Source organism: Streptomyces sp. NBC_00442, assembly GCF_036014195.1.
Classification (GTDB): Bacteria; Actinomycetota; Actinomycetes; order Streptomycetales; family Streptomycetaceae; genus Streptomyces.
This window is the reverse complement of record NZ_CP107918.1, coordinates 6,940,353-6,955,429: the sequence shown is the minus strand read 5'-3', so window position 1 is coordinate 6,955,429 and position 15,077 is coordinate 6,940,353. Positions and strand designations below refer to the sequence as shown.

The following is a 15,077-nucleotide window of genomic DNA, read 5'->3' as shown; positions in this document are numbered from 1 at the left end:
TCGCGGTCGCGGCCAGAGGGCCCTTTTCGGTGTCGCCCCAATACCCTTGCGCTGCAAGGCTATTGGGGTACCGGGTGTTACGGGGCCGGGGTGGCCCCCCGGTCCTGCGGGGCCGGCGCCGGCGCCGCGACCGCCGGCGCCGGCTTCGGCCGGAGCACGAGGAGCATGGTGCACACCACGGCCGCGCACAGGATGTTGACGGCCATCGCCCCGACATACACGTGATGGAAGGACGAGATGCCGCCGGGCGCCGGTCCCGAGGCCATGATCGAGGCGAATCCCGCGACGCCGACCGAGCCGCCGACCTGGCGGACCGTCAGGGTCATGCCGAGGCCGCCCGCGAACTTCGCGGGCGGCACCGTCCCGGCCGCGAGCGACGACAGGCAGGTGATGGCGAGGCCGAGCCCGCCGCCGCCGAGGATCGCGGCAGGAAGCCAGCCGCCCAGGAAGTTGGGCGTCGCGCCGAAGAGGCCGGAGGCCCAGATGGCGTTGCTGCCGGTGAAGGACAGCGCGCCGAGGACCGTCACCTTCACCTGGGTAGCGGGACGGGTGAGCCGCCCGGCGGCCAGGGAGCCGGCCATCGAGGAGACCGCGCCGACGCTCAGCGCCCCGGCCGCCCGGAGGACCGACCAGTGCCAGATGTCGGCGGCGAACAGCGGGGCCGCCAGCATCCACGCGAACATCGTCATGTTGAGCAGCCCGAGGCCCACGTTGGCGGTGCGGAAGACAGGGCTGCGCCACACCGACATCTCCAGGGCCGGAGCGGGGTGGCTGCGCGAACGCAGCACGGTCACCGCGACGAGCACGAGTCCGGCAAGGCCGAGTCCGACGGTGCGGACGTCCGTCCAGCCCCAGGTATCACCCTCGGTAAGGGCGCTCACCACGCCGCCGATGCCCAGGGCGAGCGCGATGCTGCCCACCGGGTCCGGCAACCGGTCCCCGGTGCCGAGCCAGCGCCGCTTCGGCAGGATCACCACGGCAGCGATCAGCATCGCGCCGCACAGCGGCAGGTTGATGTAGAACACGGAGCGCCAGCCGAAGGCGCGCAGCAGGAGGCCACCCGCGGCCGGTCCGATGACGAATGATGGGCGGGGCGCCAGGGGGAGGAACCGGCGCCGGGGCGGGGGACGTCACGGCCCGACCGCACGACAACACACCTCTGCACTCCGGTACTTGCGCACGCCTGCACGACAGCGTTCCTGCACTACGGCACCGACGCACTTCGGCAGTTCAGCACTTGCGTACTGGCAATCCTGACAGCGCGACCACCTCACGCCCGCACGGCGGCGCGTGGGTCGACGCCACTCGATCTCGGGGGAATCGGCACGGGTGCATGGGGGGGACCGACCCCGTGCGCGCGCTTGGATCCGGCACCTGGAGGCCCTCTTCGACGGGCCGCCCTTGGCGCCGACGCTTCCCGCCCCCCGGGACGGCCGGCGCTCATGGACGCGCCGTGGATCATCACGGGGGAGACATGGCTTTGACTTCTTTGAGTTCCGTCCTGATCGGCGGCGGCAGCGTGCTCGTCCGCTGCGGCGAGATACTGGTGGCGAAAGGGCACCGCGTCACCGCCGTGGTGACCGGGGACGCCACCGCGCGGGCCTGGGCGGTCAAGGCGGGCATCGCGCACCACGAACTCGCCGAAGCGGTGGCGCTCGCACCGACGCTCACCTGCGACCTCCTGCTGAGCGTCGGCAACTACGCGGTGGTGCCCGATGCGCTGCTGAACTGCGCGACGCGGGGCGCCGTCAACTACCACTACGGTCCGCTCCCCCACTACTCCGGCCTGCACACCCCGTCCTGGGCCATCGCCGAGGAGGCGCGGGAGTACGGCATCACCTGGCACCGCATGGCCGAGACGGTCGACGGCGGTGCGGTGCTCGGCCGCGTACCGGTGGTGATCAGGCCCGAGGACACCGCGCTGTCGCTCGGCCTGAAGTGCGACGAGGCGGCCGTGGCCAGTCTGGCCGCGCTGATCGACGACATCACGCAGGGCCGCGAAACGGCGACCCCGCAGGACACGGCGGCGCGGCGCTACTTCTCGCGGCACACCCAGTTCCCCGCCGAGGGGCTCATCGACTGGCGCCTGCCGGCGCAGCGCGTCGCCGCCATGGTCCGGGCCACCGACTACGGCCCGTTCGCGAGCCCGCTGGTATGGCCCAAGATCGCACTCGGCGGGCATGTCCACGCCGTCCGGGAAGCCCGCGTCGACAGGGGCGTCGCCCCGGACGATGCCACCGCCGCACCCGGCACGGTCCTCTCCTGCGACGATGCGTCGGGCCTGCGGGTGGCCACGGGCGCCGGAAGCGTCATCCTGACCCGGCTGTGCACCCTGGAGGGCGAGGAGCTGGACTGCTCAACTGCCGCAAGGACCATGGGAATTGCGCTCGGTACGGTCCTGGACGTTCCGGGCGGGGACGCGAGCGCGCGCCTCACCGACGCGGGCCTCAGGGCCTCAAGGCCGCCACCCGTTGGCGTGCCCGTCTGATCGAGGCCGGCGACCACCCCTGCCGGCTGCCCTACCCCGGACCCCGCCCGAAGACCGCGCCCGACCTCGCGGGGAGCGCGCGGCGGCCGGATCCCGTCCTCGTACGCTGTCCTGTCCCGCACCTCGGTCACGAGGACGGCCTGGACGCCTCCGCGGCGGCCGCCGCCCACCTCGCGGGCGCCCTCGCCCTCTTCCTCGGCCGGGCGGGCGGGCAGCAGGACGTCCATCTCGCGGTCGCCGCCCCCCGCAAGGGAGTTGACGCCGCACACCGCGACCTGTTCGCCGCATGGCTGCCCCTGCCGTGCCGTATCGACGCCGGCGCGACGGTCGCGGACAACCTGCGGACCGTGCGCGAGGAGTTCACCAGCGGGCAGGACCGTGGATGGATCCGCCGCGACGCGGTCGGCCGGGACGAGGCGCTCCGGGAACGCTGGGCCAGCGGCGCGCTCACACCGGACGTGCTGATCTCCTGGGGCGACCGCGATGCCGTCGAGCCCGACGGCCACCGGCCGAAGCTGGAACTGCACGTCCAGCAGGACGGATCCGAGGGCGGCGCGCTCGTCGCACTGCACCACGACGCCGCGCGCCTGTCCGCCGAGGACGTGACCCGGCTGGCCGGGCAGTTCGCCGCGTGGTGCGGCCGTCTCGCCGCGGCCGGCGAGCTGCGTCCGGCCGCCGTCGACCTGCTCGAAGCGGACGAACTCGCGCTGCTCGTAGATGAGTTCAACGACACCGGCGCCTCCGCGCCGCTTCCCGGACAGGGCCTGCCCCAGCTCTTCGAGGAGGCCGCTCGCGACCACGCCGAGGACACCGCGCTGGTGTGCGCGGACGACAGCCTGACCTACGCCGAGCTCGACACCCGCTCCGGCCGGCTCGCGCGGGAGCTGAGCGAGCGGGGCGTGGGCCGGGGCGACCTCGTGGGCGTGGCCCTGGACCGCTCGATCGACCTCGTCGTCGCCCTCCTCGCCGTCCTGAGGACGGGCGCGGCCTACGTGCCAGTCGACCCCCGGTTCCCGGCCGAGCGCATCCGCCAGATGCTCGACGACGCGGACCCCCGTCTCATCGTCACCCCCGCCGCGGTACCCACCGCCCTCGCCGCCTGGAGCACCCGCTGCGTGAGCGTCGACGCGGGCGGCGAGCGGGACGCCGGGCGCACCCTGGCGGTCGAGGTGCGCGCCGACGATCTGGCGTACGTCATCTACACCTCGGGCTCCACAGGCCGCCCCAAGGGAGTCGAGATCACCCACGGCGCCCTCACCGCCTTCCTCGCCGCCATGCGCCGGCGCCCGGGGTGCGCAGGCGACGACCGGCTCCTCGCGGTCACCACGGTGTCCTTCGACATCTCCGTACTCGAACTGTTCCTGCCGCTGCTCTGCGGCGCGACCACGGTCATCGCCCGAGCCCAGGAGACGCTCGACGCGAAGGCGCTGAGCGGGCTGCTGGAGCGGCACGCGATCACGATGATGCAGGGCACCCCCGCCACCTGGCAGCTGCTGCTCGACGGAGGCTGGCGGGGCACCCCGACGCTCAGGAAGATCCTGTGCGGCGGTGAGGCGCTCCCCCGCGATCTGGCGGACCGGCTGCTCACCACCCAGGACGGGCTCTCGGTGTGGAACATGTACGGCCCCACCGAGACCACCGTGTGGTCCACGGCCTGGGAGGTGGCGGCCCGCGCCGACGAGGACGCGATCCTCGTCGGCGGTCCGATCGACCACACCCAGGTCTACGTCCTCGACGAGAACCTCGCGCCGGTGCCGATCGGTTTCCCGGGTGAACTGTGCATCGGCGGCGCCGGGGTGGCCCGCGGCTACCGCAACGACCCCGAGCAGACGCGGCTGCGCTTCGCCGACAACCCCTTCGGTCCCGGCGCCCTGTACCGCACCGGCGACCTGGCGCGCTTCGCCGGCCCCGGCCGCCTCACCCTCATCGGACGCAACGACCGGCAGGTCAAACTGCGCGGCCACCGCATCGAACCGGCCGATGTCGAGGCGGCCGTCAGCCGCCACGAGTCGGTCCGGCGCGCCGTGGTGGTGGGCCGGGACGAGCACCTGGTCGCCTACTGCGTCCGCGAGACGTCCGGCGGCGCCGGTCCCGCCCCCGTGGACCAGGGCGCCGCCCTGGCCGAGTGGGCCGCCGCATGGGACCGCGCCTACGAATCCGGCGGCGACAGCGCTCCCTCCGAGCCCGGCGCCGACGCCACGTTCAACCTGGCGGGCTGGCGCAACAGCTACGACGGGCTCCCCTTCTCCCACGGGGAGATGCGCGACTGGCAGCAGAGCTCGGTGCGGCGCATCCTCTCCTACGCGCCGGAGAACGTCTTCGAGATCGGCTCCGGCAGCGGTCTGATGCTGTTCGGCCTGGCGCCGCACTGCCGCACCTACCACGCCGTGGACGCCTCCGCCGCGGCCGTCGACATGACCCGGCGCCACCTTGCGTCGCTGCCGCACGTGACCTGCGAACAGCGCGCCGCCCACGCCCTGCCCGAGGTGGCCGGGGGCTCCTTCGACACGGTGGTCGTCAACTCGGTGGCCCAGTACTTCCCCGATGTCGACTACCTGACCTCGGTCCTCGCCTGGGCGACCAGGGCCGTCACCAACGGGCGCGTCTTCCTCGGCGACGTACGCGACCTGTCGACGCTCGACGTCTTCCACGCCGACGTGGCCGACTTCCGTGCGGACGGCGAGAGCGGCGCCCTCACCGCCGACGAGCTGGCCCGCCGCACCGAGCGCGGGATTCGCGCGGAACGCGAACTGGTCCTCAGCCGCGACTACTTCGCGAACCTGCCCCGTTTGTTCCCGCAGATCACCCGTGTCGACATCACCCTGCGCGACGGCCGCCACGTCAACGAGATGACGCGTTACCGCTACGACGTCACCCTGCACATCGGCGAGGACGCACGGGCCGCCGCGCCGGCGACGGAGAAGGACTGGCAGGCCGGCGGCTTCGGCCCGGCCGCGCTCCGCGCCGAGCTGGACTCCGTCACCGACCGTCCGCTGCGCCTGAACAACATCCCCAACGGCCGGCTCGCCGAGGTATACGGCCGGGTCGCCCCGGCCCTGGGAGCCAAGGGCACCGACACCCGGCCGCCCACGTCCTGGACCGACCCCGCCGACCTCGCCGACGCCGCCCAGCAGGCGGGCCTGGGCATGGCGTTGCTGCCCGGCCGCTCGGGCTCCCCCTGGTACTGCGACGCCCTGTTCTGGCGGCCGGGCACGCGCCCCGACCTGAGCCCGCCCCCCGCCGGGGCCCCCGACCTCGACGTTTCCCGCCGCTACGCCAACACACCCGCCGTCGGCGAACCGCCCAGGACGCCGCTGCACCGCGTGCTGCGCCCCTGGCTGGCCGAGCGGCTGCCGGAATACATGGTCCCGGCGTTCATCGTGGAGCTGGACGCGTTCCCGCTGACCCCCAACGGCAAGATCGACGAGAAGGCCCTGCCGGACCCCGTGGTGGAGGTCGAAGCGTCCGCCAGACCCGCCACCGAGCTGGAGCGGGACATCATCGCCGTCTGGGCCGAGGTGCTCGGCCACGACCGGATCGGCGTCAACCAGAACTTCTTCGAGATCGGCGGCAACTCGCTGCGGGTCGTCCGCGTCCAGACCCGCCTCGAAGAGCTCCTCGGGCGGCCGGTCTTCGGCGCCAAGCTGTTCGAGCACTTCACCGTCAAGTCCCTGGCCGCCTATCTGGCCGGCGCGACGAATACGGGCCGGGGGGCCGTGCCCGACCGCAGGCACGCCGTCCAGGACGAACCCATCGCCGTCATCGGCATGGCCTGCCGCCTGCCCGGCGACGCCAACACCCCCGAGGAATACTGGGAATTGCTGGAGCGCGGCGGGGACGGCATCGTCGAGGTCCCCAAGGACCGCTGGGACGCCGAGGCCCTGTACGACCCCGACCCGGACGTGCCCGGCACCTCGTACTGCAGCCGGGGCGGGTTCGTCGGCCCCATCGATCTCTTCGACGCCCCCTTCTTCGGGATCTCCCCGCGCGAGGCCCGCTCCCTCGAACCCATGCAGCGCATGGTCCTGGAGACCACCTGGGAGGCGTTCGAGCGGGCCGGGTACACACTGGACCAGCTGCGCGGCAGCCAGACCGGCGCGTTCATCGGTGTGGGCAAGAGCTCGGCGTACCACGAGTACGGGCTCACCATGGCCGGCACGCTCACCGACCTCGACGGCTATGTGGGCCCGGGTTCCGCGGGCGGCACCATGTCGGGCCGGGTGTCGTACGTGTTCGGCCTCGAAGGCCCGACCCTCACCCTGGACACGGCCTGCTCCTCCTCCCTGGTCACCACCCACCTCGCGTGCAACGCGCTGCGCAACGGCGAGTGCGATCTGGCGGTGTCGGCCGGTGTGAGCCTGATGCTCACCCCCGAACTGCACGTCGAGTTCAGCCGCCTGCGCGGCATGTCGGCCGACGGCCGCTGCCGGTCGTTCTCCTCCGACACCGATGGCACGGGCTGGAGCGAGGGGTCCGCCGCGGTCGTCCTCAAGCGGCTCTCCGACGCCCAGCGCGACGGCGACCCCGTGCTGGCCGTGCTGCGCGGCACCGCCGTCAACCACGACGGCCACGCCGCCAGCCTCACCACGCCCAGCGGCCCCGCGCAGCAGCGTGTCATCCGGGCCGCCCTGGCCGCCTCCGGGCTTCAGCCGGACGACATCGACTACCTGGAGGCGCACGGCACCGGCACCAAGCTGGGCGACCCCATCGAGGGCACCGCGCTCGGCGAGGTCTTCGGCGGCAGCCACTCCCACGCGGAGCCGCTGTGGGTCGGTTCCGCCAAGTCCAACCTCGGTCACACGCAGGCCGCCGCGGGCCTGGCCGGCGTGATGAAGGTCGTGCTTGCCATGCGCCACGACACGCTTCCCAAGACCCTGCACATCGCCGAGCCCACCCCCGCCGTGGACTGGGAGGGCGCCGGCATGGCGCTGGTCCGGGACCGGCGCCCCTGGCCGGCGAAGGACGTGCCGCGCCGCGCGGGCGTCAGCTCGTTCGGCATCGGCGGCACCAACGCCCACGTGATCGTGGAGGAGCCGCCGCGGCCGGCCGGGCGAACCGCCGAGGAGACCGCGCCGGCGCCGCTGCCGCCCACCGTGCCGTTCGTCGTGTCCGGGCACAGTGACGCCGCGCTGCGCCGGCAGGCGGAGAACCTGCACCTGCACCTGGGCATGAACATCCAGGACCGCCTCGGTGACGTGGCCCGCTCGCTGGCCACCACGCGCAGTCACTTCCGCCGCCGGCTGGTGCTCCCGGTCAAGGACAAGGCCGAACTCCTCGACAAACTGGCCTCGTTCGCCCGCACCGGGGAGCTGCCCGCGGAGTCGGTGCGCACCGGGAACCATGCCGAGGAACCCCGCCTGGCCCTGCTCTTCACGGGCCAGGGCAGCCAGATGGCGGGCATGGGCAAGGACATCTACGACGTCCACCCGGTCTTCCGCGAGGCGCTGGACGGGATCGCCGCGCGCTTCACCGGCCTCGACAAACCTCTCCTGGAGGTGATGTGGGCCGCTCCGGGCAGCGCGGAGGAGGAGCTGCTGCACCGCACCGACTTCACCCAGCCCGCCCTGTTCGCCCTCCAGGTCGCGCTGTGGCGGCTGTGGGAGAGCTGGGGGGTGCGACCCGAGCTGCTGCTCGGGCACAGCATCGGCGAGCTGGCCGCCGCCCATGTGGCGGGAGTGTTCGACCTGGACGACGCGTGCCGGCTCGTCGCGGCCCGCGGTCGTCTGATGCAGGCGCTGCCCGCCCGCGACGGCGCCATGGTGTCCCTCGAAGCCACCGGCGATGAGGCGGAGGCCGCCCTCGACGCGCTCGGGCTGCGCGGGAAACTGGACGTCGCGGGGCTCAACACCCCCACCCAGACCGTGGTTTCCGGTGACACCGACGCCGTCGCGGCGATCGGCGCGCACTTCACGGAACGGGGCCGCAGGGCCAAGCGACTCACGGTGTCGCACGCCTTCCACTCGCACCACATGGACGCCATGCTCGACGAGTTCCGGGCCGTGGCGCAGGGCGTCGGCTACGGACCCGCCGTGATCCCCCTCGTCAGCAGCCTCACCGGCGAGCTCGCGGCCCCGGGCGAACTGGAGCAGCCCGGCTACTGGGTCCGCCAGGTGCGCCGGGCGGTCCGCTTCAGCGACGGGATGCGCAGCCTGCGCCGCGAGGGCGCGAACACCTTCCTCGAGCTCGGCCCGCGCCCCGTGCTCTCCGGTCTCGGCGCGGCCTGCCTGGCCGACGAGGGCCCGGTGTCGTGGGTACCGTCGTGCGCGCCGGGCAAGAACGGCGCCACGGTCGTCCAGCGGGGCCTGGCCGAGCTGCACGTGCGGGGCGTCCCGGTCGACTGGGACGGCTACTTCACGCCGTTCGGCGGGGCCCGGGTGGACCTGCCGACCTACGCCTTCCAGCGCGAGCGGTTCTGGTTCGAGCCGCCGATGTCCCGCGAGATCGGCGCCGGTCTGAACCCCACCGGGCACGCGCTGCTGGGCGGCGGGGTGGAGATCGCCGGCACCGAACTGTCGCTGTTCACCAATGTGGTGGCGGCCGATCAGCCAGTGTGGGTGCGAGAGCACCGGGTGATGGACGCCGTGCTGATGCCGGGCACGGCCTTCTTCGAGGCCATGCGGGCGGCGGGCGACGCCGCGCACGACGGCGAGTGGGACCTGTCGGACGTCGTCATCGCCTCGCCGCTGGTGCTCGCCTCCGGGGTGCCGGTGCGGATGCAGGTCACGGTGGGCCCGAGGATCGGCGAGAGCCGCCCCGTCCAGGTCTACAGCGCACCCGAAGGCGAGGACGGTGCCTGGCAGTTGCACGCCGAGGGCCGTCTCACGCCCGCGGAGCGGGCCGCCGCCGGCGCGTCGGTGACGGTGCCGCCGCCCGGCGCCGAGCCCCTCGACGCGTCCGCCCTCTACCGCGACCTGGACGCCCTCGGCTACGGCTACGGGCCGACGTTCCAGGGCATCAAGGAGGCATGGCACGTCGGCGGGGAGGTGTGGGCGAGGGCCGCGCTGCCGGAGGACGCGCAGCATTCCGCCGCCGGCTACGTTCTCCATCCCGCGCTGCTGGACTCGGCGATGCACTCGCTGCTCCTGACACAGCGGCTGCAGAACCGCACCGGCGACGACCTGTTCGTGCCGTTCGAGGCGGAGCGCCTTTCGCTGCGCGTCAAGGGCCTGTCGGAGATCTGGGTGCGGGTCGCCGCATTCGAGCTGGGTGACGGCGAGTTCTGGGCCTCGCTCGACATCCACGACGGCGACGGCGTCCCGGTCGGCCGGCTGCACCGGCTGCACGCGCGACGGGTGGACCGGGCCGTGCTGCGCCGTCTCGCCGCCGCGGGGGTGGACCGGTTCCAGTTCGATGTCGACTGGCGGCCCGCCGACACCTCCGACGTCGAACTGGGAGGCTCCTGGGGCCTGATGGCCCCGGTCGGGAACGTCGCGTGGGAGCGCGAGGTCAAGACGGTCCTCGCCCGCGCCGGCATCCAGGTCATCAAGGTCCGGGAGCTGCAGGACGCCGAGGACCTGGACGGCCTCGTGTGTCTGTGGGACTCCGACGCGGACGTGCCCGCCCAGGCCCACGCGTTCGCCGCCACGGGGCTCGCACAGCTCCAGAAAGCGGTGGACGGGGAGTTCCGCACGCCCCTGGTCTGGGTCACCCGTCGTGCGGTGGGCACCGGCGCCGACGACATGGTGTCCGGTCTGGGTGCGGGCCCGCTGTGGGGTCTGCTGCGGACCGCACGCAATGAACACCCCGAGCTGGGGCTTCGCCTGATCGACCTGGGCGAGCAGGAGGCGGACCGCGCGGCGCTGCCCGCCGCGCTGATGCTGGAAGCCGAGCCGGAGTGCGCGCTGCGGCGCGGCGAGGTGCTGGTGCCGCAGCTGCTGCGGGTGGGTTCGGCCCGCGACCTGGAGCTCCCGGCCGAGGGCCGCTGGCAGTTGGAGATCGCCGCCAAGGGCCGTCTGGACGAGCCGTTGAAGGTCACGCCGCTGCCGGAGCGGGCCCTCGCGTCGGGTGAGATCCGGGCCGAGGTGCGGGCCGCCGGGGTGAACTTCCTCGACGTCCTCAACGCCCTCGGGATGGTGGAGATCCCGGCGTTCGGCCTGGAGTTCGCGGGTGTGGTCACCGAAGTCGGCGGCAGCGTCGACCAGGTGAAGGTCGGCGACGCCGTGCTCGGCCTGGCCCGGGGCTCCTTCGCCTCCGAGGTCGTGACGGACGCGCGCCAGGTGGTGCGCATGCCCGAGCACCTCACCTTCGAGGAGGCCGCCACCATCCCGATGACCTTCCTCACCGCCTGGTACGGCCTGCACGAGCTGGGCGCGCTGCGGCCGGGCGAGCGGGTCCTGATCCACGCCGCGGCCGGCGGCGTGGGCATGGCCGCGGTGCAGCTGGCGCAGCTCCACGGCGCCGAGGTGTACGGCACCGCGAGCGAGCCCAAATGGCCGGCGCTGCGCGAACTCGGCCTGGACGACGCCCACTTGGCGTCCTCGCGCGACTTGGGGTTCGTCGAGCACTTCGCCCGGAGCGCCGGCGGCGGGGAGACCCGCGGGAGCTTCGACGTCGTCCTGAACTCCCTGGCCACCGAGTTCATCGACGCCGGCCTCGGCATGCTGGGCAGCGGCGGGAGGTTCCTGGAGATGGGCAAGATCGATGTGCGCGAGCAGGCGGCCGTCGACCGGAGCCACCCGGGTGTGACCTACACCGTCTACAACCTGCCCGAGGCGGGCCCCGACCTCATCCAGCGGATGCTGGTCTCCATCGCCGAGCTGTTCGGCCAGGGCAAGCTGGTGCCGCTGCCGCTGAGGTCCTTCCCCATGACCCACACCTCCGACGGGCTGCGCTTCATCGCCCAGGCGCGGCACGTGGGCAAGGTGGTCCTGGTCCCGGCCCGGCAGCGGCAGTTCGTGAGGGCGGACGGCGCGGTGCTCGTCACGGGTGGCGCCGGCGACCTCGGGCGGCGGGTGGCGAGGTGGCTCGCCGACACCCATGGCGTACGGGATCTGGTGCTGACCTCGCGCCGCGGGATGGAGAGCCCCGGGGCCGAGGCCCTGGTGGAGGAGCTCGCCGAGCGGGGTGTCACGGCCACGGTGGTGGCCTGCGACGCGGCCGTCCGTGAGGACGTCGCCGCGGTGATGGCGCTGTTCGGCGACGAGCGTCCGCTGCGCGGCGTGGTCCACGCGGCGGGGGTGCTGGACGACGGCGCCCTGACCGACCTCACACCGGAGCGGTTCGACGCGGTCCTCCTGCCCAAGGTGGACGGCCTGTGGCATCTGCACGAGCTGACCCAGGACATGGAGCTGGACTTCTTCATGATGTTCTCCTCCATCGCGAGCGTCCTGGGGGCGCCCGGCCAGGGCAATTACGCCGCGGCCAACGCCTTCCTCGACGCGCTCGCCCATCTGCGCCGGGCCAAGGGCCTGCCGGCCACGTCGGTGGCGTTCGGCCCCTGGGAGGGCGAGGGCATGGCCGCCGGGCTCAGCGAGTTCGACCGGGCCCGCTTCGCTCAGCTCGGCCTCGACCGGCTGGCCCCGGACGAGGGCCTCGAACTGCTGGAGCTCGCCGTCAGGAGCGGCCGCGCGCTGACCATGTCCGCCGCGCTCGACCTGAACCGCGTACAGCACTACTACGAGAGCCGCGGCGGCATTCCACCGCTGTTCCGGTCGCTGCTCAGCGCCGGCGCCGGCAAGCGTTCCGGGGCGGGCGGTGCGGCGGACCTGCGCAAGCTCCTGAGTGAGGCGGCGCCCGAGGAGTATCAGGACGTGGTGCTCGGCGTGGTGCGCGCGGAGGTGGCCAAGACGCTGGGCTTCGCCTCACCGCAGGCCGTCGACGTCAGCGTGTCGCTCCAGGACATCGGCATCGACTCGCTGACCGCGGTGCTCATGCGCAACCAGCTCGCGGACCTGACCGGGCTCGCGCTGCCCGCGAAGATCGCCTTCGACCACCCCAACCTCACCTCGCTGGGCGACTTCCTGCTGGAGAGGCTCCTGGAGGCGGGTCTCGACGCGGCGCCGGCGACGGCCACGGGCGAGCCGGCCACGGGGACGGACGATGCGGCCGGATCCCCGGGCGTCGATCTCTCCACGGCCCGCAAGGGCTGCCTCCACCCCGACCTCCGGTTCGACAACGCGGCCGCGGCGCCGGTCCGGCCGGAGTCGGTCTTCGTCACCGGCGCCACCGGGTTCGTCGGCGCCTATCTGCTGCACGAGCTGCTGGCGTCCGATGTGGTCGCCTACTGCCTGGTGCGGGCGGAGGACACCCGCCGGGGCATGGAGCGCCTTGTCGACTCGCTCGACGGCTACGGCCTGTGGAGGGAGGAGTTCGCGCCGCTCCTGAACCCGGTCGTGGGCGACCTTACGCGGCCGCTGTTCGGCCTGCCCGAAGAGGACTTCGACGAACTGGCCGACCAGGTGGACGCCATCTGCCACTCGGGCGCCCTGGTGGACTGGATGCGGCCGCTCGACGACTACACCGGGCCCAATGTGGTCGGCACGCACGAGGCGCTGCGTCTGGCCTCGCGCGGCCGCGGCAAGGCCTTCCACTTCGTGTCCACCTTCGCGACGCTCCCCAAGTACCTCGGGTACGAAGTCAGCGAGGACGACCGGGAGTTCGGCTATCTGACGTCCAAGTGGCAGGCGGAGCAGATGGTGGCCGCCGCCCGCTGGCGCGGCGCGAAGGCGTCGACGTACCGGCTGCCGTTCGTGGGCGCGTCGACCCGCACCGGGCACTTCCGGCTCGACCGGGGCGACTTCCTGCACAACCTGATCACGGGCAGCCTCGAACTCGGGAGCTTCCCGGCGCTGGACGCCGATCTCACGACGGTACTGCCGGTCGACTACCTGTGCCGGACGATCGCCGCGGCGATGACGGAGGACCTGGCGCGCATCGGCCAGGACTACGACTTCGTCAACGCGGGCGCCCCCACCTTCGACCGCTTCTTCGAGATGCTCGGCTCCGCCGCCGGCGGAGCGCAGCTCGTGCCCTTCGACCAGTGGCGCCACCGGGCGCTCGCGTTCGCCGCGGAGCACCCGACAGGTCCGCTCGCCCGGATCGCCGCCCTGGTGGACGGCCTGACGGCGCGGGGCCTTGCGGACATGTTTGCCGCGCTCCCGGTGGGCGGCGCCGTCCTCGGTGTGCGGGACTATCCGTCCCCGCCCGTGGACGAGGGCTTCGTCCGCACCTACGTGCACCGCATCACCACTTCGGACCGATCGGAGAACACCACGTCATGAGCGACGCGAGCCGTACGCCGGGCGTGGCGGTGGACGACGACGCCACCGTCACCGGCACCTACCAGAAGACCGGTACCTTCCTGCACTCCTCGGCGGCGGTGCACGCCGAGCAGCTGTCCCCCGTCCTCGACAAGTACCTTGTGGAGAAGGGGGATTGGGAGGTGCGGCTGCCTCCGAACCGGTCGCTGAACGCGAGCCGCTTCCTGCCCGAGTCGCACCCCACCCACGTTGTCCGGATGAACCTGGACGACGACCTGGCGGACAACCTGGCACGCCAGCTGCGCTGTCAGGCGGTGATCCAGGAGAGCTTCGCCGCCGCCTCGATCGGCAGCTACTTCCCGGTCTCCACCATGTTCGAGAACTGTGTGCTGTTCGTACCGTCGGCGAAGCGCTTCTACGATCTCAACCGGGACATCGTCCAGGAGCACTTCCCCGAGGTCGAGACCGCCGTCGTCAACGCGTTCACCGTGCCGGCCGAGAAGCGGCCGTACGGTACGCACGCGGCCAGCTCGATCGCCCTGCAGATCCCGTCGCTGGTGAAGAAGCAGCTCGGTTTCCCCACCGAGTACCGCAGTTTCCACACCGCGCTCACCCCGACTCCGCTCAGCCGGCAGCCCTTCGTGATCTTCGAGGAGGCCGAGCTGGAGGCACCCAACCTGCCGTACGTGTACGAGAAGATGCTGGAGTGCGGCCTGGAGGGTGAGGAGAAGGACGCCGTCGACAAGGCGCTGTACCTGTTCCTCGAAGGGAAGCTGTCCGAGATCGACCTGCCGTCGGTGCGGGACTTCCTCATGGCGATGTACTGGTCGAAGACGTACGCCGACACGCCCTCGCCCGGCTACTACTGCGACAGCCGGGTGGGCGACGCCCTGGTCTTCGACAACTACCGTGCGCACGCCGACAGTACGCTGCCCCGCACCACCAAGGACCGCCTCACCATCGACCTGCGTTGCTTCAACAAGGTGCACTACCCCAAGGGCATGACCAGCGGTCTGGACTTCATCGTGGATCCCGACCAGCGGGCCCACCAGGTCCGGCGCAAGTGGGCGTCGATCGAGTTCCTCCTGGCCACGCTCGGCTACGAGAGCGTGGAGGAGTTCCTGCGCGTGGTGTTCGGCGGGTCGCGGCGCGCGGCGGACATCGATCCGTTCGGCCTGATGACCGACCTCCAGTTCGGCATCTACAACCGGTCCGCGTACCACCTGCTCGACCAGAACCTCGACGATCACTACGAGCGGGTCGAGGCCCTGTACGACCGCATCGCGAAGGAAGGGGAGTACGTGCTGCCGGAGCGGGCCAGGCGGTGCCTGGCGGCGCTGAGCGAGCAGCCCGGCACCTGACTCCCCGCCCGCCCACGCCCTGTCAGTACC

General features: G+C 72.5%; 3 protein-coding genes and 1 pseudogene. 3 read left to right on the top strand and 1 reads right to left on the bottom strand.

The features are described from left to right. Positions 1-77 precede the first annotated feature (77 nt). Positions 78-1,076, bottom strand: coding sequence for an MFS transporter (locus tag OG432_RS31275; protein WP_328315316.1), 999 nt, complete (start codon positions 1,074-1,076; stop codon positions 78-80). 5 nt (positions 1,077-1,081) lie between these two features. On the opposite strand from OG432_RS31275, the pseudogene OG432_RS31270 reads away from it, so the two are divergent. The 3 genes and pseudogenes from OG432_RS31270 to OG432_RS31260 all read left to right on the top strand — a co-directional run. Beyond that, positions 1,082-2,299 (top strand): annotated as a pseudogene (locus tag OG432_RS31270) (formyltransferase family protein); the annotation flags it as partial. A 26-nt stretch (positions 2,300-2,325) separates the two neighbouring features. Next, positions 2,326-13,707, top strand: coding sequence for a polyketide synthase (locus OG432_RS31265; RefSeq protein WP_328314311.1), 11,382 nt, complete (start codon positions 2,326-2,328; stop codon positions 13,705-13,707). Next, positions 13,704-15,047: a hypothetical protein gene (locus OG432_RS31260; RefSeq protein WP_328314310.1), complete on the top strand. Its 1,344-nt coding sequence runs from the start codon at positions 13,704-13,706 to the stop codon at positions 15,045-15,047. Before OG432_RS31265 ends, OG432_RS31260 begins: the two co-directional genes overlap by 4 nt. Positions 15,048-15,077 lie beyond the last annotated feature (30 nt).